Here is a 23,778-nt window from a genome sequence, read left to right as displayed (position 1 = left end):
CGTCAGGCCCCCCAGACCGCCTTCGCGTAGTTCAGGAAGTTCAGGCCGAGGATCTTCTCGATCCGGGTCGAGGAGTAGCCGCGCCGCTCCAGCAGCCGCGCCAGCTCGCGGAACTGGTCGACGCCGCGCAGGTCGGCGACGAACGGGAGGGTGTCGGCGCGCTCGCCCGCCGCGGACGCGCCGGCCGCCCGCCGCCGCGCCACCTGCTCGGCGAGCCGCTCCCGGTAGGCGTCCAGGTCGTCGATCGCGGTGATCGCGCCGTCGGTGCCGATGCCGACGTGGTCCTCGCCGCAGACGTCGACCGCGTGCGCGATGTGCTCGACCACGTCCGCGGCCGTGGCGTGGCCGGAGGCGTTGACGAACGGCATGAAGTAGACGCCGACGAACCCGCCCCGCGAGGCGACGAGCCGCAGCTCCTCATCGGTCTTGTTGCGGGGCAGGTCGACGAGGGCGCGGCAGCCCGTGTGGTTGATCGAGACGGGCTGGGCGGACACGCGCGCGGCCTCCAGGCACGTCCGCTCGCCGCTGTGCGAGAGGTCCACCATGACGCGCCGCTCGTTGAGGGCCTCGACGACCTCGCGCCCGAGCGGCGTGAGGCCGCGGTTCCCGGGCGCCATCGAGCCGTCGCCGATCCGGTTCGCCTGGTTGTAGGTCAGCTGGACGACCCGCACGCCCAGGCGGGCGAACTCGGCCACCCGCTCGGGGCGGTCCTCCACGGCTGCGGCGTTCTGGAACCCGTAGATGATGCCGATCCTGCCGGACCGCTTGGCCTCGGCGATGTCGGCGGCGGTGCCGATCCGCATCAGGTCGCCCGGACGGGCGGCGATGATCGCGTCCCACGTCCGGATCTCGTCGAGGGTGTGCCGGTAGGGCGGGAAGTCGCCGAGCGTGTAGCCCAGCGTCACGTTGATCGCGGTGACGCCGGAGGCGCGCGCGTCGGCCAGGGCGCGCTCGTTGATCGTCAGCTGGGCGCTGGTCGGGGCGAGCTGTCCGGAGGCGGCTGCCGACGTGGGCGCGTTGGGGTCGTCCAGCTCGCCGAGCGCGTTGATGACGACGAAGTCCTCGATGTCAACGCCCATCGGGCGCTCCCTTCCCGGTGCCGGCGCCGGTGCCGGCCGCCTGGGCGTCGTGGTCCGAGCGGTCGTAGTCGGCACGGTGGTAGTCGGCACGGTCGTAGTCGGCACGGTCGTGGCGCCGGCCGCGCTTGACCGTGGTGACGATGCGGCGGAGGTGGTCGATGTCCTCGTACGGGTCCGCGTCGACGATGACGAAGTCGGCCCGCTTGCCCGGCTCGACGGTGCCGACCGTGTCCTGGAGCCCGATCGCGGCGGCGCCCGCGGCGGTGGCCGCGCGGATCGCCTCGTGCGGCGCCATCCCCATCGAGCGGACGAGGTAGCGGAGCTCGTCGTGGAGCGACGGGAACCGGTCGCGGGGCGACGTCTCGTAGTCGGTGCCGGCGCAGATCGTGACGCCCGCGCGGCGCGCCCGGCCGATCAGCCGCCGCAGCACGCGCGGGGCGAGTTCGGCCGCGCCGGGGGCGCTCGACGGCATCCGGGCCACGAGGCTCGCGGTCGCGTCGAGGACCGTCCCGCGGCGCCGCATGTCCTCGAACAGCGGGTCCAGGGCGTCCTCGGGCGCGTCGAGGAAGCGCCGGTAGGCGTCCGCGAGGTGCTCGCGCTGCCGCCGGTACGACACGGGCCGGTCACCGGAGAGTTCGTGGACGAGCATGTGGACGTGGGACACCACGTCCACGCCCGCCGCGACGACCTCGCCGGGCATCGCGGGGAACACGGCCGCGTGCGCCCACACCAGCATCCCCTGATGGTGCGCCTCCGCGGCGATCCGGCGGACCAGCGAGGCGTCGAGGTCGGCGTAGATCTTGATCGCGACGGCGCCGGTGCCGCGCGCGGCGGCGACGGCGAGCCGCAGGTCGGTCCCCTCGTCGACCGCCCGCATCCAGGGCACGGCGCCGGGCGCCGCCCCCTGCGTCACCTGGTGGGTGCGGGGGTCGTCGAAGAACCCCGGGCCCGCCATCAGCGCCGCGCAGTGGACGTCCGGGCCGGGGATCTCGCCGACGAGCGCGGCGCGCGCGAGGTCGGCCATCTGCCGCAGGTCGCCGGCCATCTCGCGGATCGCGGTGACGCCGCCGTAGACCTGCCGCCGCATCATCGCCTCGGCCTGGGCGCGGTTCGGCGGGGTCGACAGGTGCTGGTGGGCGTCGACCAGGCCGGGGAGCAGGAACCTTCCCCGCGCGTCGACCGTCTCGGCGCCGGGCGGGCCCGACGGGCCGAGGTCGGCGTCGGGGACCACCGCCTCGATCACCGGGCCGTCCGTCACCACCGCCATGCCGTGCCGGACGGGGGCGCCGGTCCCGTCGATCAGCGACACGCCCCGGTAGGCCGTCACGCGGCCCGGCCCGGGCGCGGCGAAGGGGGTGGGGGCCGGGTCGTTCTCCGCGACCGGGGGCTCGTCCTGGTCCGTCATGGCGATCGCGCGGTCTCCGTTCTCGATCCTGGAGGGCCGGAAAATCCGCCCTTGACCAGGGATGTTACATACACCGTAACAACTGTTGTGAAGCTGGCAACGTCTGTTAGGGTGCCCGAAGATCGGTCATCCGTCCAGCGAACCGTGGAGGGACGTTGTCCAGACCGGGCGGCTCCGCCGTCGACAAGGCCCTGGACCTCATCGAGTCCACCGTGCGGGCCGACCGCCCGCTCCGCCTGAGCGAGCTGGCGAGCGAGACGGGGATGCACCGCGCCACCGCCTACCGCATCCTGGTGGACCTGGTGAGGCGCGGCTGGGTCCTGCGCAGCGAGGACCGCTACCTGCCGGGCCCGGCCGTCCTGCGGTTCTCCCAGGCCGCCGCCGCGGGCTCGCTGGCCGTGCTCGGCCGCCCCGTGCTCCAGGCGCTGTCGGACCGGACGGGGATGATGGTGAACCTCCAGGTGCTAGAACCGGAGGGCGGCCGCGTGATCGACGCCGTCCGCCCGCCGCGGCTGGCGATGTTCACCGACCTGCTCGGCGAGCTGCTGCCGGTCCACACGTTCGCCGGGCCCCTGGCCCTCGTCTCCGCGCTCGACGAGGCGGCCCGGCTCCCGTACCTGCGCGCCGCCGAGCGGCAGGGGCACCCGCCGGAGGGCCTCGCCGCGCTGCTGGAGGACATCGAGCGGACCCGGCGCACCGGCTTCGCGCTGCAGCGCGGGCGCAACGAGGAGGTGATCGCGTCGCTGAGCCGCGCGGTCCTCGCCGGCAACGGCCGGCCGCTGTGCGCGATCACGGTCGTCGGCCTGGACGGCGAGTTCGACGATCCGACGCAGGCCGTGCTGCGGGAGCACCTGTCCGCGGCCGCGGCGGAGCTGGGGCGCGCGCTGGCCGGTCCGGGCTCCGGGGCCGGCCGTGAGTGACCCCGCGGGCGTCGGCGTCCTGATCCTCGACCGGGGCCGGACCCGGGAGGCCGCGCGTCCGGAGGCGGTGGCGGAGGCGGTGCGCACCGCCCTCATCGCCGTCGCGGCCGGCGAGGTCTCCGCGCCGCCGCGCGTCGCCGCCCGCTCGGGGCGCGGCCTGCTGGGCGCGATGCCGGGCCACGTGCCCGGGCTGGGGCTGTCGGCGAAGCTCGTGTCGGTCTTCCCCGGCGCCGCGCCGGGCGAGCACGGCTCCCACCTCGGCATCGTCGCGCACTTCGACGCCGAGACCGGGCGGCCGCTCGCCGTCATGGACGCCGAGGCGGTCACCGCCGTGCGGACGGCGGCCGCCGCGACGGTCGCCATGCGCGCGCTCGCCCGCCCCGGCGCGTCCCGGATCGCCGTGATCGGCACCGGGACGCAGGCGCGCGCGCAGATCGCGCTGATCGCGGCGATGGACGGCGTGGAGCTCGTGGTCGGCGCGTGCGACCCGGCCAAGGCCGAGCGGCTCGTCGCGCAGCTGCCCGAGCGGCCGGCCGCGGGAGCGGCGGCGGCCGGCGTCGAGGCGGCGGTCCGGTCGGCGGACGTCGTCTTCTGCTGCACGTCCACCCGGGAACCGGTCCTCCGGCGCTCGTGGCTGCGCGACGGGGCCCACCTCAGCTCGGTCGGCGGCTCCGACGGCCCGGAGTTCGACGCCGGGACGCTGGAGGACGCGTCGCTGTTCGTCGAGTGGCCCGGCGCCGTGACCGAGCCGCCTCCGGCCGGAGCCTGGGAGCTGCAGGGCATCGATCCGGCGCGCGCCCGGCTCATCGGCGACGTCCTCGCGGGGAGGCGTCCCGGCCGCCGTTCGGCGTCGGAGCTGACGCTCTTCAAGTCGACCGGCCACGCCGCCCTCGACGTCGCGGCGGCCTCCGTGGTGTACCGCGCGGCCCGCGAGCGCGGGCTGGGCATCGCCGTCGACCTCTAGCGGGGCGCAGGCCGCCCGCCTCAGGCGCGGCGCCGCCTGCTCGGCCACATTCGGATGTGCGGCCGGCGGAAAACAGTCGTCCCGTTTCGGGGTCGCTCGTCCGCCACCGGCGCCGCGCGGAAGGACGGCGCGGCGCCCCTCTCCCCCGCTTTCGACGTGCGCCGGACGCGCTCCTCCTCGTTTTCGGAACGCGGCTCCCCACGGCGCACGCCGCACCCGGAAATGCGATGGCCCGTCCCGGAGGGTTCGGGGCAGCATGAAGTCCGCGGCGGCGTGGGGAGGGCGCGTGGTTCTGGCGGATGCACGGGATGGTCTTCAGGACGGACGGGCACCTCGCAGGCGGGCGGTGCTGCTGGCGTTGCGGTACTACACCGCCGTCCTGCGCCGGAACTGGCGGGTCTCGATACCGGCGATGGTCTTCCCCGCCCTCGGGAACACCTGCCTGTACTACCTCACGCCGCTGGTGGTGGCCGCCCTGATCGGACACCTGGCGGGCGGCGGGGACGGCACGCTCGGCGCGATGCTCCCCTACCTGCTCGGTTTCACCGGCCTGATGGCGGCGGGCGAGGCGTTCTGGCGGGCCGGCCTGCACTGCCTCAACCGGACGGACGGGCGGGGCATCGAATGGCTCGGCATCGTCGGCATGGACGAGCTGCTCGCCAAGGAGACCGCCTTCTTCCACGACAACTTCGCCGGCGCGCTCACCAAGCGGATCCTCAACTTCTCCAGCGGGTTCGAGGACTTCGCCGACACGCTCGCGTTCTCGATCATGGCCAACGTGATCCCGCTGTCGTTCGCCTCGGTGGTCCTGTGGCGGTACCACCCGCTGCTGGTCGTCGTGCTCCTCGGCATGATCGTCCTGACCGGCCTGCTCGTCGCGCCGCTCATCCGCCGCCGGCAGGCGCTGGTGGACGCGCGCGAGGCCGCCAAGGTGCGGGTGTCGGGCCATGTCGCCGACGTGGTGACGAACATGGAGACGGTCCGCGCGTTCGCCGCCGAGGAGCGGGAGGCCGCGGAGTACCGGACCCGCGTCGTCGAGCAGCGCCGGCTGTCGCTGCGCTCGTGGGACTACGCCAACCTGCGGGTGGACATGATCGTCGCGCCGATGTCGATCCTGACCGGCGTCCTCGGCCTGCTGGCCGCGGTCGCGCTGCGCGGCGGGCTCGGGGTGGAGGCCGTCGTGGTGACGTTCACCTACTACACCAACGCCACCCGGATCATGTTCGAGTTCAACCAGGTCTACCGGCGGATCGAGAGCACGCTCACCGAGGCCGCGCAGTTCACCGAGCTGCTCCTGGCGCCGCCGGCCGTCGTCGACCCGCCCGATCCGGAGCCGCCGGCGCTGGCCGACGCCTCGGTCCGCTTCGAGCGGGTGCGCTTCGCGCACGGCGACGGCCCGCCCCTGTTCGACGGGCTGGACCTGGAGATCCCGGGAGGCTCCAGGATCGGGCTCGTCGGACGGTCCGGCGGCGGCAAGACCACCCTGACCCGGCTGCTGCTGCGCCTGATGGACGTCGACGGGGGACGCATCCTGGTCGGCGGCCAGGACATCGCGCGGCTGCGCCAGAGCGACCTGCGCGCCCTGATCGCGTACGTGCCGCAGGAGCCCGCGATGTTCCACCGGTCGGTGCGCGACAACATCGCCTTCGCCCGGCCGGGCGCCACCGAGGACGAGATCCTGCGGGCCGCGCGGGCGGCGCACGTCACCGAGTTCACCGACGGCCTGCCGGACGGGCTCGGCACCCTGGTCGGCGAGCGCGGCGTCAAGCTCTCCGGCGGGCAGCGGCAGCGCGTCGCGCTCGCCCGCGCCATCCTCCGGGACGCGCCGATTCTGCTGCTGGACGAGGCCACCAGCGCCCTCGACTCCGAGAGCGAGATCCTCGTCCAGGAGGCCCTGTGGCACCTGATGCGCGACCGCACCGCCCTGGTCGTCGCGCACCGCCTGAGCACGGTCGTCCGGATGGACCGGCTGGTCGTCCTCGACCGGGGCCGCGTCCTGGAGCAGGGCTCGCACCGGGAGCTGCTCCAGGCGGACGGCGCGTACGCCCGGCTGTGGCACCACCAGTCCGGCGGATTCCTCACCGACGACGACGCCGGCGCCGAGGCGCTCGACCGCCGTCCCGCCTGACCGGGCGCCGTCCCCCCGGCGCCTCGCCACGATAAGCGCCAGAATTGTTGACAATTTCGGCGACAGGTTCCAGGATCGTGGTGGCCGGCCCTGGTCCGGGGGTCGGTCCCGCATGTCGATGGAGGAAATCCGAATGAGCACCGATACCGGCGGCCCGCTGCTCGTCGTCAGCGCGCACGCCGGTGACTTCGTCTGGCGGGCGGCCGGGGCGATCGCGCTGGCCGCCGAGCGCGGGGACCGGGCGAAGGTCGTGTGCCTGAGCTACGGCGAGCGCGGCGAGTCCGCGCGGGCGTGGCGCGAGGGCAAGGGCCTCGACGAGATCAAGGCGCTGCGGCGGGGCGAGGCGGAGGCCGCCGCGGCCGAGCTGGGCGCCGAGATCGAGTTCCTGGACGCCGGCGACTACCCGCTGCGGGAGACACCCGAGCTGGTGGACCGCCTCGTCCGGGTGTACCGGGAGGTCGAGCCCGCGGTGGTGCTGACGCACACGCTCGCCGACCCGTACAACGGCGACCACCCGGCGGCGGCGCGGATGGCGATGCAGGCGCGCGTCCTCGCGCAGGCCATCGGGTACGACGCGCCGGGCGAGCCGCTGGGCGCGCCGCCGGTGTTCCTCTTCGAGCCGCACCAGCCGGAGCAGTGCGACTTCAAGCCGGACGTCCTGCTCGACATCACGCCGGTCTTCGAGCGCAAGCGCAAGGCGATGGAGTGCCTGCCCGCGCAGGTGCACATGTGGGAGTACTACACCGACCTGGCGAAGCGGCGCGGCGTCCAGCTGAAGCGGAACGCGGGCCCGAACCTGGGCCTGCCCCACGAGACGATGGCCGAGGCGTACGTGCGCGTGTACCCGCAGACGACGGGGGTGCTGGCGTGAGGACCGTGGTGGTGACGGACCCGCCGCGCGCGGACGCCGCGGCGGTCGACGCGCTGGGCGGCTTCGGCGTCGCGACCGTGCACGAGGCGATGGGGCGGACCGGCTACCTCGGCCCCGCGATCCGCCCGGTGCACCTCGGGTCGCGGATCGCGGGGACGGCCGTCACGGTGCTGTCATGGCCGGGCGACAACCTGATGATCCATGTCGCGGTCGAGCAGTGCCGTCCCGGCGACGTGCTGGTGGTGGCGACGACGTCGCCGTCCACCGACGGGATGTTCGGCGAGCTGTTCGCGACGGCGCTGCAGTTCCGCGGCGTGCGCGGGCTGGTGATCGGCGCCGGGGTGCGGGATGTCGCCGCCCTGCACGCGATGGGCTTCCCAGTGTGGTCGGCGGCGGTCAGCGCGCAGGGCACGGTGAAGGCGACGCCGGGCGCGGTCAACGTGCCGGTGACCATCGGCGGGCAGGTCGTCAGGGCGGGGGACGCGATCCTCGCCGACGACGACGGCGTGGTGCGCGTCCCGCGCGAGCAGGTCGCCGGCGCGGTGGAGGCGGCGCGCGCGCGTGAGGAGAAGGAGCAGGCGACCCGCGCGGCGTTCCAGAAGGGCGAACTCGGGCTCGACCGCTACGGGCTGCGCGACCGGCTGCCCGGGATGGGCGTCGAGTACGTCCCCTACAGCGAGTACGGCGAGTCATGAGCACCGGGATCCGCTGCATGATGATGCGGGGCGGGACGTCCAAGGGCGCCTACTTCCTCGCCGGCGATCTGCCCGCCGACCCCGCCGAGCGCGACGAGCTGCTACTGCGGGTCATGGGCACGCCCGACCCCCGGCAGATCGACGGGATCGGCGGCGCGCACCCGCTGACCAGCAAGGTCGCGGTGGTCTCCCCCTCGCGGCGGCCGGACGTCGACGTCGACTACCTGTTCCTGCAGCTCGGCGTCGGGGAGCCGACCGTCTCCGACCGGCAGAACTGCGGCAACCTGCTCGCCGGGATCGGCCCGTTCGCGGTCGAGCGCGGCCTCGTCGCGGCCGGCCCCGACCGCAGCGGCGTGCGGATCCGGATGGTCAACTCCGACAGCGTCGCGACCGCGACGTTCGCGACGCCCGGCGGCGCCGTCGACTACGACGGGGACACCGCGATCTCGGGGGTGCCCGGCACCGCCGCCCCGGTCGTCCTGGACTTCGAGGACACCGAGGGGTCGGCGTGCGGGGCGCTGCTGCCGACCGGGAACGTCCGGGACGTCGTCGACGGCGTCGAGGTCACGTGCGTCGACAACGGGATGCCGGTCGTGGTCGCCGCCGCGTCCGATCTCGGGGTCACCGGCTACGAGGACCCCGCCGACCTCGCCCGGCTGCGCGACCGGATCCAGTCGCTGCGGCTGGCCGCCGGGAGGCTGATGGGGCTCGGCGACGTCTCGGACGCGTCCGTCCCGAAGACCACGCTCGTCGCGCCGCCCCGCGACGGCGGCGCCGTCTGCACCCGGACCTTCATCCCGCTGCGCGTGCACGCCTCGATCGGCGTGCTGGGCGCCGTCTCCGTGGCGACCGCGCTGCTGATGGACGGCGCGGTCGGCCACGACCTCGCCGACCTCCCGGCGCCGGGCGCGCCGATGGGCATCGAGCACCCCACCGGCCGGCTGGACGTCGCGGTCGAGCTCGACGGCGCGTCCGTGCGCCGCTCCAGCGTCGTCCGCACCGCCCGCAAGCTCTTCGACGGAACCGTCTTCCCCCGGAGGTCCCTTTGATCACGCATGAGATCGCGCACGTCGGGAGCGTCGAGCTGCTGACGCCCGTCCCGGACGAGAGCCTGCGGTTCTTCACCCGCGTCATGGGCCTGACGGAGGTCGGCTCCGAAGGCGACTCGGTGTACCTGCGCACGTGGGACGACTACGAGCACCACACCGTCAAGCTCACCGCGCACAGCACGTCCGGCATCCGCCGGACCGCGCTGCGGACCTGGTCGCAGGAGGCCCTCGAACGGCGCGTCAAGGCGATCGAGGAGGCGGGGCTCGGGGTCGGCTGGCGCGACGGCGACCCCGGCCTCGGCCCGACGTACGTGTTCCGCGACCCCGACGGCCACGAGCTGGAGCTGTACTGGGAGAGCGAGTGGTACGAGGCGCCGCCGGAGCTGCGGCCGTCGCTGAAGAACCAGGCGCAGGCGTACCCGGCGCGCGGCGTGTGCGTCCGCCGCCTCGACCACGTGAACTTCCTGTCCGCCGAGGTCGAGCCGAGCACCGAGTTCCTGATGGAGACGCTCGGCGGGCGCACCACCGAGCAGATCCGGCTCGACAGCGGGGACATCGCCGGGCGCTGGCTGCACTTCACCAACAAGTCCTACGACATCGTCTACACCCGCGACCGGACGGGCGCCAACGGGCGGCTGCACCACATCGCCTTCGCCACCGACACCCGCGAGGACATCCTCCGCGCCGCCGACATCTTCCTCGACCACGGCGTCTTCATCGAGACGGGGCCGCACAAGCACGCGATCCAGCAGACGTTCTTCCTGTACGTCTACGAGCCGGGCGGCAACCGGATCGAGCTGTGCAACCCGTGCGCGCGGCTGGTCCTGGCGCCCGACTGGAAGCCGATCACCTGGACGGAGGCGGAGCGCGCCAAGGGCCAGGCGTGGGGCCTGAAGACCATCGAGTCCTTCCACACCCACGGCACCCCGCCCCTCTGACCCGCGGCACGCCGGCGGGGAGGGTCAGGAGGAGAGGCGGCGGAGGAGGTCGCGGCTGGCGGCGGCCATCGTGGGCGGGACGTCCAGTTCGACCAGCATGTCCGCCGCGGCGGCCATCTCGGCGGCGCGGCGGACGGCGTGCCGGTGCGTCCCGGCGACGAGGCGGTCCACCGTCGGCTCGCCCGCCGCGACCAGCTCCTCGACGATGTTGCCGCGCAGCCAGTCCTCGCAGCCCGCCGCGCGCGCCGCCTCCAGCGCCTCCACGACCGACGCGGCGAGGCCCTTGAAGAAGACGCTGCGCAGCAGCTTGCGGGTCGCGGCGGCGCCCGCCTCGGCGTCCATCACCTCGACGGAGGCGCCCAGCCCGGTGAGGATCGCGGCGGCGTCCGCGGCCGCGTCGCCGCTGGCCAGCATGGGGGTGAACAGCCCGCGGCCGGGCACCGGCGCCATGATCGCGATGTCGGCGAACCGCACGCCGCCCGCCTTCGCGGCCGCCGCCAGCTCCCGCTTCAGGCCGGGCGAGGCGGTGTTCATCTCGGCCCAGACGGCGCCGCCCGCACCCGGGATCCCGGCGCGCAGCGCGGCCGCGGCGTCGTGCGCGCTGTTCACGCTGAGCACCAGGTCGGCGCCTTCGGCCGCGTCCGCCTCGCCGGCGGCGGCGACCGTCCCGTCCGGTGCCGCGACGGCGGGATCGTAGGCCCGGACGGCGGCGCCGGCGGCGACCAGGTCGCGCGCGATCGCCCCGCCGGCCTCCCCCAGCCCGAGCACGGCGACGACGGGCGGCCGCCCGGTACCCTGCGACATTCGAGCCTCCTCGACCACGGTGGCGCGGCCCCGCCGCTAGACTGAGGGTCGCGCCAAAATTGGCGACAATATCTTCGCACGGGTTCCACGGGAGGGACAGTGCCGACTGCCGACGACCAGGACACCGGCCGCCCGGTGGCGACCGGGATCCGGGAGGCGATCCTCTCCGGCGAGTTCGTGCCCAACCAGCGGCTGGTCGAGGCGGACCTCGCCGAGCGCTTCGGCGCCAGCCGCGCCGCCGTCCGCGCCGCGCTGCTGGAGCTGGCCAACGAGGGCCTGATCGAGCGGGTCCAGAACCGGGGCGCCCGGGTCCGGGCGATCTCCCTGGAGGAGGCCATCGAGATCAGCGAGCTGCGCATGGTGATCGAGGGGCTGTGCGCCGCCAAGGCCGCCGAGCGGGTCACCGAGGACGGCGTCCGGCTGCTGACCGGGATCGCCGAGGACATGCGCGCCGCGGTCGCGTCCGGCGACGTGTTCGGCTACTCCCGGCTCAACGAGCGGCTGCACCGCGAGATCCGCGCGATCAGCGGCCAGCGCACCGCCGCCGAGGTGCTGGAGCGGCTGCGCGCGCAGAGCGTCCGGCACCAGTTCAAGCTGGCGATGCACCCCGGCCGCCCGGCGGTGTCGCTGCCCGAGCACCTGGCGATCATCGAGGCGATCCGCGCCCGCGACCCCGAGGCCGCCGAGCGGGCCGCCCGCGAGCACCTGCGCAGCGTCATCCGCACCCTGCCCGAGGCGGACCGCACCCGGCCGCACGGCAACGGCCTGGCGCCCTGACGACGGCTCCGCCGTCGCCCTCGCGCGGCCCCTGCGCGGGCGGCGGTCCCGGCCGGCTGCTCTCGCGGCCGGTCAGGGCGATCCTGGGCGGCGGATTGATCGCCGTCGCCGGAGTGCCTAGATTTGGCGGTGGAGCCCGTTCCGGCAGCACCGTCTCGGTCAGGGAGCCGCCATGTCCCCGCGCACACGCCCGCCCTTCCGCGCCGACCACGTCGGGAGCCTGCTGCGCCCGCCCGACCTGCTGGCCGCGCGCGACGACCACGCCCGCGGCCGCATCGACGGCCGGCGCCTCGCCGAGGTGGAGGACGCCGCGATCCGCGACGCCGTCGCGATGCAGCGCCAGGCCGGGCTGCGGACCGCCACCGACGGCGAGTTCCGCCGCACGTCCTGGCACATGGACTTCATCTACCGGCTCGGCGGGATCAGCCCGGCGGACGAGCAGATCAAGGTCAGGTTCCGCAACGAGTCGGGCGACCTGGAGTTCAGCACGGCCGCGCTGCGCGTGCACGACCGGGTCCGCCTCGAGGAGACGATCTTCGCCGACCACTTCCGCTTCCTGCGGGACGCGGCGGGCGAGGGCGTCACGCCGAAGCTGACGATCCCGTCGCCGAACATGGTCCACTACCGGGGCGGGCCCGCGGCGATCGACCCGGAGGTGTACCCGGACGTCGAGGAGTTCTGGTCCGACCTGGCCGCCGCGTACGCCGAGCAGGTGCGGCGGATCGCCGACCTCGGCTGCCGGTACCTGCAGCTCGACGACACCAGCCTCGCCTACCTCAACGACCCGAAGCAGCGCGCGATGATCGCCGAGCGCGGCGACGACCCGGACCACCTGCACCTGCGCTACATCCGGCAGATCAACGCGGCACTGGCGGGACGTCCCGCCGACCTCGCCGTCACCACGCACATGTGCCGCGGCAACTTCCGCTCGTCGTGGACGGCGGAGGGCGGCTACGACTTCGTCGCCGAGGCGCTGTTCTCTGAGCTGGACGTGGACGGGTTCTTCCTGGAGTACGACGACCAGCGCTCCGGGGGCTTCGAGCCGCTGCGGTTCGTCCCGCCCGGCAAGACGGTCGTGCTCGGCCTGGTCACGACCAAGCGCGGCGAGCTGGAGTCGAAGGACGAGCTGAAGCGCCGCATCGACGAGGCCGCCCGGTTCGTCCCGCTGGAGCAGATCTGCCTGTCGCCGCAGTGCGGGTTCTCCTCCACCGTCGAGGGGAACGTGCTCACGGCGAGCGAGCAGTTCGCCAAGCTGCGGCTCATCGCCGAGACCGCCGAGGAGGTCTGGGGCTGACCTCCGCCCGGACGCCCCCGGGGCGGGCTAGCCGGTCTCGGCGGGCTGCTGGACGGGCTCGGCCATGAGGTGTTCGAGGGCGGTGACCGCGTGCGCCCGGTGCACGTCGAGGACGCGGACGGCCTCGTCGGCGTCCCCGGCGCGCAGCGCGGCGAGGGCCGCGCGGTGCTCGCCGACGACGCGTTCCCGGTTGACGCCCTCGCCGTAGTAGATGGAGCGGTAGGCGTCGGTGGCGTCCCACAGCGTGCGGATGAGCCGGACGAGGCGCGGCATCGCCGCGTACTCGTAGAGCGCCATGTGGAACGCCCGGTTCGCCGCCGCCATCGCGAGCACGTCGCCGGCCCGCGCCGCGGTCTCCACCTCGTCCTCGGCGCGGTCGAGGGCGGCGAGGTCGGCGGGCGTCATCAGCGCGGCCGCGCGGCGCACCGCCTCCTCCTCGAGGAGGGTCCGGATGCGGTACACCTCGCGCAGGTCGCCGAGGGACAGCTCCTCGACGTAGTAGCCGCGGTGCGCGCGGTAGGTGACCAGGCCCTCGCCCTGCAGGGTCTTGAGCGCCTCGCGCAGCGGGACGCGGCTGACGCCGAACTCCTCGGCCACCACGTCCTGCCGGATCGGCGCGCCCGGGCGGAGCCGGCCGCTGGTGATGGCGCGCCGCAGCTCGTCGAGGACGAACTGCTGGGCCGTCGGCGGCCGGGTGCGCTGCACGGTCATCGGGCCACCATCTCACGCGGGGTCACTGGATCACGGATATTGGATCCAATACTAGACTCCCGCGCATGACGACCTCACCGCGCGCCAGGACCGTCCACCCCACCGCCCTGTTCGGCATCGACGGGCTCCTCAGCGAGGAGGAGCGCGAGATCCGCGCCACCGTCCGCAAGCTCTGCGACAAGGAGCTGCGCCCGCACCTGCCCGAGTGGTTCGACAAGGGCGGCATCCCGGCGCGGGAGCTGGCCAGGCAGTTCGGCTCCATCGGCGTGCTGGGCATGCACCTGGAGGGCTACGGCTGCGCCGGGATGGGCGCCGTCTCCTACGGCCTGGCCTGCCTGGAGCTGGAGGCCGCCGACTCGGGCCTGCGCAGCCTGGTGTCGGTGCAGGGCTCTCTCGCGATGTTCGCGATCTGGAAGCACGGCAGCGAGGAGCAGAAGCGGCAGTGGCTGCCCGCGATGGCGCGCGGCGAGGCGATCGGCTGCTTCGGCCTCACCGAGCCCGACTTCGGCTCCGATCCCGCCGGCATGCGCACCCGGGCCCGCCGCGACGGCGCCGACTGGATCCTGTCCGGCACCAAGATGTGGATCACCAACGGGTCGGTCGCGGACGTGGCGGTCGTGTGGGCCCGCACCGACGACGGCATCCGCGGCTTCCTCGTCCCCGCCGGCACCCCCGGCTTCGAGGCCCGCGACATCGAGCGCAAGCTGTCGCTGCGCGCCAGCGTGACCAGCGAGCTGGTGCTGGACGAGGTGCGGCTGCCCGCGGACGCGGTGCTGCCGGAGGCGCGCGGCCTGTCCGGGCCGCTGAGCTGCCTGAACGAGGCGCGTTTCGGGATCGTGTTCGGCGCGGTCGGCGCCGCCCTCGACTGCCTGGAGACCACCCTCGACTACGTCGGCGAGCGGCGGGTGTTCGACCGCCCCCTCGCCTCGTACCAGCTCACGCAGCAGAAGCTGGCCGACATGACGCTGGAGGCGGGCAAGGGGCTGCTGCTGGCGATCCACCTCGGCCGCCTGAAGGAGGCCGGGACGATCACGCCCGAGCAGGTCAGCGTCGGCAAGCTCAACAACGTCCGCGAGGCCATCGACATCGCCCGCACCTGCCGGACGCTGCTCGGCGCCAACGGCATCACGCTGGAGTACCCCGTCATCCGGCACGCCGCCAATCTGGAGTCGGTGCTGACCTACGAGGGCACCTCCGAGGTGCACTCGCTCGTCATCGGCCGCGCGCTCACCGGCCAGTCCGCCTTCCAGTAGCGGCGGGCCGGGCGGACGGGCGTCAGTGGGCGGCGGCGGCCCAGTCGGCGCCGATGCCGATCGCCACGTCCAGGCCGACCGCGAGCGGGTACGCGGTGCTCATCCGCGCGCGCACGAGGTCGCGGACGGCGTCGTGCTCCCCCGGCGCGACCTCCAGGACGATCTCGTCGTGGACCTGCAGCAGCAGCCGGCTGCGCGCCCCGGCCTCGGTGAGCGCCGCGTCCACCCGCAGCATCGCGATCTTGACGATGTCGGCGGCCGAGCCCTGCACCGGCGCGTTCAGCGCCATCCGCTCGGCGGTCTCGCGCCGCTGCCTGTCGTCGCTGGTCAGGTGCGGCAGGTAGCGGCGGCGGCCGAGGAGCGTGCGGGTGTAGCCGGTCACCCGGGCCTCCGCGACGACCTCCTCCAGGTAGTCGCGGACGCCGCCGAGCCGCGCGAAGTAGGCGTCCATCAGCGGCCGCGCCTCCGCCATCGCGATGCCGAGCTGCTTGGCCAGCCCGAACGCCGACAGCCCGTAGGCCAGCCCGTACGACATCGCCTTGATCTTGCGGCGCATGTCCGGCGTCACCGCCTCCGGGGCGACCTGGAAGACCCGCGCCGCCATCGTGCTGTGCAGGTCCTCCCCTGACGCGAACGCGGCGAGCAGGGTGGGGTCCTCGGACAGGTGCGCCATGACGCGCAGCTCCAGCTGCCCGTAGTCGGCGGTCAGCAGCGCGTCGAAGCCGTCGCCGGGCCTGAACGCGCGGCGGATCCGCAGCCCCTCCTCGGTGCGGACGGGGATGACCTGCAGGTTCGGCTCGGTGGAGGTGAGCCGCCCGGTCGCCGCGACGGTCTGCTGGAAGGTGGTGTGGATGCGGCCGTCCGCGCCGATCTCCCGGACGAGCCCCGCGACCGTGGCGCGCAGCCGGGCCTGGTCGCGGTGGCGCAGCAGGATCCGCGGGAGGCCGTTGTCGGTCTGCGTCGCCAGCCAGGTCAGCGCGTCCAGGTCGGTGGAGTGCCCGGACTTGATCTTCTTGGTCTTCGGCAGCCCCAGCTCGCCGAACAGCACCTCCTGGAGCTGCTTGGTGGAACCGGGGTTGAAGCGGTGCCCGGCGATCTCGGCGGCGTCGTCGGCGGCGCGCTCCATGCCGTCGGCGAAGTGCCGCTCCAGCTCGCGCAGGAGCCCGGCGTCCACGGCGACGCCGGTGCGCTCGGCGCGGGCCAGCAGGCCGGACAGCGGCAGCTCGACGTCGCCGAGCAGCTCGTCCATCCCGGTGGACGCGAGGTCGGGGGCGAGCCGTCCGGCCAGGTCGAGGACGGCGCCGGCCCGCAGCATCAGTCCCTCCGGGCCGTCCTCGGGCGGGCGGCGGCCGAGATAGCGGGCCGCGACGTCGGCGACCCCGTAGGCGGCGAGGCCGGGCAGCAGCAGGTAGGCGGCCATGGCCGTGTCCACGGTGGCGCCGCCGAGCCGCCACCCGCGCTCGGGCAGCACGCGCAGCAGCGCCTTGGCGTCGTGCACCGCCTTGGGGCGGTCCGGGTCGGCGAGCCACCCCGCGAACGCGGCCTCGTCGGCGGCGGTGAGGGCGGACGGCTCGAACGCGGCGGCGAACCCGTCGGCGGTGGCCAGCGCGATCCGGTGGACGTCGCCGGAGCCGCGCGCCCATACGTGGTCGGCGGCGAGCCCGACCAGTCCGGTCGCCCTCTCGGCGAGCCATGGCGCCAGCTCGTCCGGCCCGAGTTCGCGGCCGCGCAGCACGGGCCCGGCGGGTTCCGCGGGACGGCCGCCGCCGGGGTCGGCGGCGAACAGGCGCTGCCGCAGGCTCGCGTTGCGGAACTCCAGGTCGTCCAGCAGCGAGGTGAAGGCGGCGATGTCGTAGGGCCGGCGCCGCAGGTCGCCGACGTCCACGGGGAGCTCGACGTCGCGGACCAGCTCGGTGAGCCGCCGGTTCAGCCGGACGGTGTCGAGCGCGGCGCGCAGCCGCTCCCCCGCCTTGCCCTTCACCTCGTCCGCCCGCTCCAGCAGCCCGGCGAGCGACCCGTACTCGCGGATCCACTTCGCGGCGGTCTTCTCGCCGATGCCGGGGATGCTCGGCAGGTTGTCGGAGGGGTCGCCGCGCAGCGCCGCGAAGTCGGGGTACTGCGCGGGCGTCAGCCCGTACTTCGCCTCGACCGCCTCCGGCGTGTACCGGATCATCTCCGACGCCGTCCGGTAGAAGTACAGGACGGTCACGTCCTCGCTGACGAGCTGGAGCGCGTCGCGGTCGCCGGTGACGACCAGCACGTCCAGGCCGTCCGCCGCGGCCTTCGTCGCGAGGGTCGCGATGACGTCGTCCGCCTCGTAGCCGGGCGCCCGCAGCACGGGGACGTTCATCGCGCCGAGCAGCTCGTCGAGGACGGCGAGCTGCCCGCCGAACTCCTCGGGCGAGCGCGCCCGCGTCGCCTTGTACCCGGGGAACGCCTCGGTGCGGAACGAGCGGCGCGAGACGTCGAACGCGACCGCGAGATGCGTCGGGCGCTCGTCGCGCAGCGCGTTGGCCAGCATGTTCGCGAACCCGTAGACGGCGTTGGTGGGCTGGCCCGCCGTCGTGCTGAAGTTCTCGACCGGCAGGGCGTAGAACGCCCGGTAGGCCAGCGAGTGGCCGTCCAGGAGCAGCAGGCGGGGCCGGTCGGTCATGTCCCCATCCTCGCAGCCGCGCGGGCGCCGGCGGCGCGGCCGGGCCGGGCGGCGGAAAGCGGAGGCTGCTTCCGCGAAGCCCTTGCGGCGGCCGCCGGGCGCACGAAATGATCATGTCTGCACGATTCAGCGCCCCTCGTCACGATTCACCGAGCGCCCGCGGGAGGCGTACGACGTGAACGCCGAATCCGAGCCCGACCGGCTCCGGCTGCTGAGCGCGGCGAGCACCGGGATGGCCGGCGTCCTGGACATGGAGCGGGTCGCGCGGCACCTGGTCGCGGTCGCGCTCGGCGGGTTCGCCGACACGGTCGGGGTGTACGTCGCCGAGCAGCTGATCGTCGGGGACGAGCCGCCCCGCCCGCCCGGCGTCCGGGCCGTGGAGACGCGCCGGATCGCGGTCGGCGCGACCGGCGCCGACCTGGAGCCGCTGTTCCCGGCCGGGGAGATGGTGGTGTTCGCGGCCGGCAGCGCCTACGCCGCGTGCATCGCCGACGGGGCGCCGCAGCGGTTCGGCGAGCTGGACCGGCACCTCGTCCTGGAGCCGCGGGTGCCGCCGCCGCGCCCGGCCCGCGAGCGGCTCGCCGACCTGGTGGACTTCCTGCTCGTCCCGCTGCGGACGGGCGAGGCCGTGCTCGGGCTCGCCGCGTTCGCGCGCGGGAAGGCGGCGGGACCGTTCACCGACGCGGACGCCGCATTGGCCGCCGAACTGGCCGCCCTGACCGCCCGCTGCCTGGACGGCGCGCGCCGCTACCAGCGCGAGCACGCGGCGGCGCGGGCGCTGCAGGCGGGGCTGCTGCCGCTGCCGCCGGGCGCCGTCCCCGGAGTGCGGGTGGCGCACCGGTCGGTGCCCGCAGGCCGGGCCAATCTCGTCGGCGGCGACTGGTGCGACGTCGTCCCGCTGCCCGGAGGGCGGCTCGCGCTCGTCATCGGCGACGCCATGGGCCACGGTTCGGCCGCCGCCGCGGCCATGGTGCAACTGCGCGCCGCCGCGCGCACACTGGCGATGCTCGGCAAGGACCCGGCGGAGATCCTCACCTGGCTCGACCGCATCTCGCCCGACATCGGCCCCGTCCAGTTCGCGACCTGCGCGTGCGCCGTCCTGGACCCCGCCGCCGGCACCGCCGAGATCTGCCGCGCCGGGCACCCGCCGCCGATCCTGCTGCGCCCGGACGGCGACTGCGACGTCCTCGACCTGCCTCCCGGGCTGCCGCTCGGCCTGGACGGCGCCGACTACGAGAACACCCGGGTGGCCGTCCCGGACGGGTCCACCCTCGTGCTCTACACCGACGGGCTGATCGAGACCCGCACCCGCGACCTGGAGGCGGGGATCGCGGCGCTGCGGTCCGCGCTCGCGGGCCGGGCGGGCCCGCTGGAGGACGCGTGCGCCGACATCGTCGCGAAGCTCGTCGTCCCGCCGAACCACGACGACGTCACCGTGATGCTCGTCCGCACCGGCACCTGACCGGCCGGGGCGCGACCGCACAACGAGAGGGGATCCGTTGAACGACCCGGACTGGGCGACCGGCATCGACCCGAACCAGGCGAGCGTCGCGCGCGTCTACGACTACCTGCTGGGCGGCGCGCACAACTTCTCCGCGGACCGCGACATCGCCCGGACGCTGGAGGCCATCGAGCCGCAGGCCCGCGCGATCGCGGCGGCGAACCGGGCGTTCCTCGTGCGGGCCGTCCGGTACCTCGCCGCCGAGGCCGGCGTCCGGCAGTTCCTCGACATCGGCTCGGGCATCCCGACGCAGGGCAACGTGCACGAGATCGTCCGCCGGGTGGACCCGGCGGCGCGGGTCGTCTACGTCGACCGCGACCCGGTGGCGGTCGCGCACAGCACCGCGCTGCTGGACGGCGACCCGAACGCCGCCGTGATCCGGGCGGACCTGACCCGCCCGGCGGACGTCCTCGGCCACCCGACCGTGCGGAAGATGATCGACTTCGACGAGCCGGTGGGGCTGCTGCTGGTCGCCGTCCTGCACTTCGTCACCGACGCGCAGGACCCGGGCGGCATCCTGGCCGAGCTCACCGCGCCGCTCGCGCCGGGCAGCCACCTGGCCGTCAGCCACGGCACGCACAAGCGGGAGACCGGCGAGGCGGTCGCGACGGTGTACCGGCGGGCCGTGGTGCAGGGCGAGCCGACGCTGCGCACCGCCGAGGAGATCGGCGCCTTCTTCACCGGCTTCGACCTGGTCGAGCCCGGTCTCGTGCACGGCCCGCTCTGGCGCCCCGACTCGCCGGAGGAGGTGCCGGACGACCCGTCCCGCTTCTGGTTCCTGGTGGGCGTCGGCCGCAAGCCCTGACCCCGCCGGTCCGTTCGCCTGCGGCGGGTCGCCGTCATGAACGCGCCATAACGGCGACCCGCCGCGGCTCAACGCGCGGTCAGCGGGTGAGGTAGGAGCCCACCCGGGTCGGCGCGGCCGGCTTCGCCGCCGCCTGCTTGCGGGCGAGCGCGTTGCCGTTGACGGTGAGCGTGCTGTGGGCGAACAGCTCGGTGACCGCCGCGGTGGCGTCGATCATCTGGTCGAAGCCCTGCAGGTTCACGTTGTCGTAGCGGTCGCAGGCGGAGTGGTAGCAGGGGTCGTAGGCGACGCCGGCGGTGCCGCCGTACACCTTCGCCTGCTCCTCGGTCTTGATCTTCTCGGCGCCGGTGAAGATGCCGCCCGCCGGGATGCCCGCGGTGATGAAGGCGTTGTAGTCGGAACGCCCGTCGAACGCGGTCGGGTCGGTGGCGAGGCGGCGTGCAGCGAAGTGGTCGGTGAACGCCTTCTCGATCGCGCCGGTGCCGGGCGGGGTGTCGACGTTGTTGCCGCCCTCGCTGTTGTCGCCGTCGTAGACGAACCGGACGTAGTTCGGCGAGGCGAGCATGTCGAAGTCGAGCATCAGCGCGACCTTGTCCCGCTCGGCCTGCGGCAGGTTGTCGACGTAGTACTGCGAGCCGAGCAGGCCCTCCTCCTCGGCGCCCCAGAAGGCGAACCGCACCTGGTTGCGGACCTTGGAGCCGAGCTTGTGGATCTGCTTGGCCATCTCCAGCAGCGTCGCGGTGCCGGAGCCGTCGTCGTTGATGCCGGGCCCGGCGGTGACGCTGTCGTTGTGCGCGCCGACCACCACGACGTTGTCGGCGCGGCCGCGCGGGGTGTCGGCGATGACGTTGGCCGCCGCGCGCTTCTGGTTGGTGGTGTCGGTCTTGACGTGCAGCGTCACGCCGCCGTTCTGCGCCTGCTTGACGAGGTCGGTGCCGACCGCGTTGGTCGGCCCGACGACGGGGATCGAGTACGGCGTGGTGAGGGTGCCCGCCACCGGTCCCGGCTGGCCGGGCAGCTGGTAGATGACGACGGCGCTCGCGCCGGCGGCGACGGCGTTGCCGGCCTTCACGGAGAAGAAGCAGCCGCCGCGCTGGATCAGCGCGATGCTCCCCTTCGGGAAGCCGGCGAAGTCGCCGGCCTCGCAGCCGCTGCCGTTGCCGGTGGCCTCCGGGTCGACGGGCGTCGCGGCGGCGGTGACGTCGCCGGACCCGGAGTACTGGAGCGTCGCGAAGTCGGTGTCGGGAGTGAAGGTCTTCGGGGTCGGCGCGGTCTCGGCGAACGTCGCGGGCGCGTTCTCCTGCCAGAAGTCGAAGGTGAAGTCCTGGACCGTCGGGTGGTAGCCGTAGCGCTTCAGCTGGTCGGCGATGTACTTGATGGTGATCTTGTTGCCGTCCAGGCCGGCGGCGCGGTTGCCGCCGTTGGCGTCCGCGATCTTCTGCAGGTCGAGCTGGTGCTGGCGGACGGCCTTGAGGGTGACGAGGGCGGCCAGCTTGGACCTGTCCGGTCCGGCGGCCTGGGCGTCGGTCGCCGCCAGCGCGGTGGCGGCGAGCGAGAGCCCCAGGAGGGAGGCGAGCGCGGCTCTGCGCATGACCGTGGCTCCGTTGCATGGGGGGACAAATTTCACGAAGCGTGACATGTGGGCTTACACCCAACAAGATCTAGAGTTGCCAATCCGCGGCCGTTGCCGGAAGCGGCCAGCTCCGCCCGCGCCCTCCCGTTTCCGCCCATTTCCATGCCGATGTCGAGGTCACTGCGCGTACGCATCCGATAAATAGCAGTTGATACCCCTGGTCAGCGATAAATCCGACTCAGTATGCTGCGGGCCTTTGCAGCTCGGCGACGGAGCGAGCTCCACGACGCACGACACAGGGAGTGAACCGGTGACGCGACCCGACCAGGCGCCCGCGACGCCGCGGCGTCCGCGCATCCGGACCGGCCGGCCGCGCACCCGCAGCATCAGGCGCCGGATCGCGCTGCTGCTGTCGGTCCCGCTGGCCTCGCTGCTGGTCCTGTGGCTCGTCCCGACCGGCGTCACGCTGTCGAACGCGTTCGAGCGGTACGACTTCGCGACGGTCTACGACAAGGTCGGGCTGCCCGCCACCACCGTCATCGAGGCGATGCAGCAGGAGCGCTCCGCGGCCGTCGCGTCGCTGGCCCACCCCAAGGCCGGGAGCGAGACGAAGTTCAAGGAGCAGGCGGCCCGGACGGACACGATGGTCGCGGCGTTCCGCAAGTCGGCCTTCTCCTCCGACGCCGCGGGCGCCATGGACGACGCCGTCGAGCGGCGCGTCCACACGCTCAGCGGCGCGTTCGACGCGCTGGAGTCGCTGCGCGCGCAGATCCGCGTCGACGGCACCACCCCGCTCGGCGCGATCGGCGGCTACAGCAAGATCATCGACGGCACGATCCGGGTGCTCACCACGCTGGTCAGCGTCAACGCCGTCCCGGTGTACCAGCAGACCAACGCGCTGCTGGACAACTACTGGGCGCGCGAGTTCATGCTGCGCGAGGCCGACCTCGTGTCCGGGCTGCAGCGCGGCGCGCTGGGCTCCGACGAGCGGACCACGTTCGCCGGCTGGGCGAGCACCCGCGCCCAGTTCTTCGAGCTCGGCCGCGCCGCCGGCGACGGCCCGATCGCCAGGATCATGGACGACCTGGCGAACTCGTCGCAGTACACCGCCTACACGGCGCTGGAGAACGCCGTGGTCGACAACGGGTTCGCCCCGTCCCAGCGCGAGTGGCGCACCACGATCGCGGCGCTGTCGCCGGTCTGGCTGCAGGCCGCGGCGAAGGCCGGCGACCAGGTGAGCAACAAGGACGTCAAGCCCGCCGGCCGCCGGATCATGCTCACCTTCTACCTGATCGGCGGGCTCGGGCTGCTGGCCGTGGCGGCCTCGGTGGCCCTGTCGCTGCTGTTCGCCCGCCGCATCACCGAGGAGCTGCGGCACCTGCAGCGGACCGCGCAGGAGCTGGCGCACGAGCGGCTGCCGCGGGTGGTGGCCCGGCTGCGCCGCGGCGACCCCGTCGACGTCGACGCCGAGGTGCCGCCGCCGGTCATCGGCGGCACCCGCGAGATCGCGCTCGTCGGCGAGGCGTTCGGCGCCGTCCAGCGGACCGCGGTGAGCACCGCGGTCGGCGAGGCCGACCTGCGCGCCGCCATCAACCGGGTCTTCGTCAACCTGTCGTGGCGGAGCCAGTCGCTGCTGCACCGCCAGCTCCGGCTGCTGGACCAGATGGAGCGCCGCGCCGCCAGCCCCGAGGAGCTGGACGACCTGTTCCGGCTGGACCACCTCACCACCCGCATGCGCCGGCACGCCGAGGGCCTGGTCATCCTGTCCGGCTCGCCGACCGTCCGCGCCTGGGACCACCCCGTGTCCGCCGAGGACGTCATCCGCGCGGCGATCGCCGAGGTCGAGGACTACACCCGGGTCGAGGTGACCGGCGCGTCGTCGGCCGCGGTGACCGGCACCGTCGTCGCCGACGTGATCCACCTGCTCGCGGAGCTGATCGAGAACGCCGCGTCGTTCTCCCCGCCGACCACCGAGGTCACCGTCAAGCTCGACACGGTGGCGAACGGGCTGGCCGTCGAGATCGTCGACCGCGGCGTCGGGCTCGACCCGGACGAGCGCGACGAGCTGAACCGGCGGCTGTCCAGCACCGTGGAGTTCGACCTGGTCGACACCGAGCGGCTCGGGCTGTTCGTCGTCGCGCGGCTCGCCGACCGGCACGGCATCAGCGTGTCGCTGCAGCCGTCCCCGTACGGCGGGACGACCGCGATCGTGCTCGTCCCGCACTCGCTGGTGGTGCTGGACGAGCCGCACGAGCTGCTGAGCGGCGCCGAGCCGCCGCTGGTCGCGCACCCGGTCGGGTCCGCCACGGGGGCGCCGCGCGGCCTGGCCCGCCCGGCGCGTCCCGCGCTGCCCGGCCC

Annotated in this window: 19 protein-coding genes; 13 read left to right on the top strand and 6 right to left on the bottom strand. The window is 74.1% G+C overall.

The features are described from left to right. Positions 1 to 2: 2 nt before the first annotated feature. Both ABT299_RS32495 and ABT299_RS32490 read right to left on the bottom strand, forming a co-directional pair. The gene (locus ABT299_RS32495; protein WP_500253069.1) at positions 3 to 1,079 is read right to left on the bottom strand and encodes a dipeptidase; all 1,077 of its coding nucleotides are present in this window, start codon (positions 1,077 to 1,079) and stop codon (positions 3 to 5) included. Further along, entirely contained in the window at positions 1,069 to 2,484 is a 1,416-nt protein-coding gene (locus ABT299_RS32490; RefSeq protein ID WP_500253068.1) for an amidohydrolase family protein, read from the bottom strand. The genes ABT299_RS32495 and ABT299_RS32490 overlap by 11 nt, the downstream gene beginning before the upstream one ends. 155 nt (positions 2,485 to 2,639) lie before the next feature. Between ABT299_RS32490 and ABT299_RS32485 the strand changes: the two genes are divergently transcribed. The 7 genes from ABT299_RS32485 to ABT299_RS32455 all read left to right on the top strand — a co-directional run bounded on the left by ABT299_RS32485 (position 2,640) and on the right by ABT299_RS32455 (position 10,049). Then, entirely contained in the window at positions 2,640 to 3,404 is a 765-nt protein-coding gene (locus tag ABT299_RS32485; RefSeq protein WP_500253067.1) for an IclR family transcriptional regulator, read from the top strand. Further along, a complete protein-coding gene (locus tag ABT299_RS32480; RefSeq protein ID WP_500253066.1) occupies positions 3,397 to 4,368 on the top strand; it encodes an ornithine cyclodeaminase family protein in 972 nt (323 codons plus the stop codon). Before ABT299_RS32485 ends, ABT299_RS32480 begins: the two co-directional genes overlap by 8 nt. A gap of 346 nt (positions 4,369 to 4,714) precedes the next feature. Further along, positions 4,715 to 6,496, top strand: coding sequence for an ABC transporter ATP-binding protein (locus ABT299_RS32475; RefSeq protein ID WP_500253065.1), 1,782 nt, complete (start codon positions 4,715 to 4,717; stop codon positions 6,494 to 6,496). Between the two features lie 133 nt (positions 6,497 to 6,629). Continuing rightward, positions 6,630 to 7,367 (top strand): PIG-L deacetylase family protein, encoded by a 738-nt coding sequence (locus tag ABT299_RS32470; RefSeq protein ID WP_387027018.1) that lies wholly within the window; start codon positions 6,630 to 6,632, stop codon positions 7,365 to 7,367. Then, the gene (locus ABT299_RS32465; protein WP_190867489.1) at positions 7,364 to 8,062 is read left to right on the top strand and encodes a 4-carboxy-4-hydroxy-2-oxoadipate aldolase/oxaloacetate decarboxylase; all 699 of its coding nucleotides are present in this window, start codon (positions 7,364 to 7,366) and stop codon (positions 8,060 to 8,062) included. The genes ABT299_RS32470 and ABT299_RS32465 overlap by 4 nt, the downstream gene beginning before the upstream one ends. Then, complete coding sequence (locus ABT299_RS32460) at positions 8,059 to 9,111, top strand: 4-oxalomesaconate tautomerase (RefSeq protein WP_500253064.1); 1,053 nt, start codon at positions 8,059 to 8,061, stop codon at positions 9,109 to 9,111. Before ABT299_RS32465 ends, ABT299_RS32460 begins: the two co-directional genes overlap by 4 nt. After that, positions 9,108 to 10,049: a catechol 2,3-dioxygenase gene (locus tag ABT299_RS32455; protein WP_500253063.1), complete on the top strand. Its 942-nt coding sequence runs from the start codon at positions 9,108 to 9,110 to the stop codon at positions 10,047 to 10,049. The genes ABT299_RS32460 and ABT299_RS32455 overlap by 4 nt, the downstream gene beginning before the upstream one ends. A gap of 24 nt (positions 10,050 to 10,073) precedes the next feature. Here the strand turns inward: ABT299_RS32455 and ABT299_RS32450 are convergent, their stop codons facing one another. Then, positions 10,074 to 10,853, bottom strand: coding sequence for a DUF1932 domain-containing protein (locus ABT299_RS32450; RefSeq protein ID WP_500253062.1), 780 nt, complete (start codon positions 10,851 to 10,853; stop codon positions 10,074 to 10,076). A gap of 99 nt (positions 10,854 to 10,952) precedes the next feature. Between ABT299_RS32450 and ABT299_RS32445 the strand changes: the two genes are divergently transcribed. Together ABT299_RS32445 and ABT299_RS32440 are read left to right on the top strand one after the other, a co-directional pair. Further along, complete coding sequence (locus ABT299_RS32445) at positions 10,953 to 11,630, top strand: GntR family transcriptional regulator (protein WP_347257106.1); 678 nt, start codon at positions 10,953 to 10,955, stop codon at positions 11,628 to 11,630. A gap of 172 nt (positions 11,631 to 11,802) precedes the next feature. Continuing rightward, a complete protein-coding gene (locus ABT299_RS32440) occupies positions 11,803 to 12,924 on the top strand; it encodes a 5-methyltetrahydropteroyltriglutamate--homocysteine S-methyltransferase (protein WP_500253061.1) in 1,122 nt (373 codons plus the stop codon). A gap of 27 nt (positions 12,925 to 12,951) precedes the next feature. Here the strand turns inward: ABT299_RS32440 and ABT299_RS32435 are convergent, their stop codons facing one another. Continuing rightward, entirely contained in the window at positions 12,952 to 13,635 is a 684-nt protein-coding gene (locus tag ABT299_RS32435) for a GntR family transcriptional regulator (RefSeq protein WP_500253060.1), read from the bottom strand. 65 nt (positions 13,636 to 13,700) lie between these two features. On the opposite strand from ABT299_RS32435, the gene ABT299_RS32430 reads away from it, so the two are divergent. Then, on the top strand, positions 13,701 to 14,888 hold the full coding sequence (locus ABT299_RS32430) for an acyl-CoA dehydrogenase family protein (protein WP_500253059.1): 1,188 nt from the start codon (positions 13,701 to 13,703) through the stop codon (positions 14,886 to 14,888). 22 nt (positions 14,889 to 14,910) lie between these two features. Here ABT299_RS32430 and polA read toward each other — a convergent pair whose 3' ends face one another. Further along, positions 14,911 to 17,541: a DNA polymerase I gene (polA, locus tag ABT299_RS32425; RefSeq protein ID WP_500253058.1), complete on the bottom strand. Its 2,631-nt coding sequence runs from the start codon at positions 17,539 to 17,541 to the stop codon at positions 14,911 to 14,913. 175 nt (positions 17,542 to 17,716) lie between these two features. Between polA and ABT299_RS32420 the strand changes: the two genes are divergently transcribed. After that, positions 17,717 to 19,003 carry a PP2C family protein-serine/threonine phosphatase gene (locus ABT299_RS32420; protein WP_500253057.1) on the top strand — a complete coding sequence of 429 codons (1,287 nt, stop codon included), beginning with the start codon at positions 17,717 to 17,719 and terminating at the stop codon, positions 19,001 to 19,003. 37 nt (positions 19,004 to 19,040) lie between these two features. Continuing rightward, positions 19,041 to 19,847, top strand: a complete 807-nt coding sequence (locus tag ABT299_RS32415) for an SAM-dependent methyltransferase (protein WP_500253056.1) — start codon at positions 19,041 to 19,043, stop codon at positions 19,845 to 19,847. 79 nt (positions 19,848 to 19,926) lie between these two features. Here the strand turns inward: ABT299_RS32415 and ABT299_RS32410 are convergent, their stop codons facing one another. Continuing rightward, positions 19,927 to 21,438: a M20/M25/M40 family metallo-hydrolase gene (locus ABT299_RS32410; RefSeq protein WP_500253055.1), complete on the bottom strand. Its 1,512-nt coding sequence runs from the start codon at positions 21,436 to 21,438 to the stop codon at positions 19,927 to 19,929. 292 nt (positions 21,439 to 21,730) lie between these two features. Here ABT299_RS32410 and ABT299_RS32405 point away from each other — a divergent pair. Further along, positions 21,731 to 23,778 (top strand): sensor histidine kinase (locus tag ABT299_RS32405; RefSeq protein ID WP_500253054.1); only part of this gene is annotated, 2,048 nt, incomplete at its 3' end.

The sequence above is a fragment of the Spirillospora sp. NPDC000708 genome (genome assembly GCF_040299565.1).
In the GTDB taxonomy this organism is placed as follows: Bacteria; Actinomycetota; Actinomycetes; order Streptosporangiales; family Streptosporangiaceae; genus Spirillospora.
Note: the sequence above shows the minus strand (reverse complement) of the source record. Positions and strands in the feature narration are given on the sequence as shown.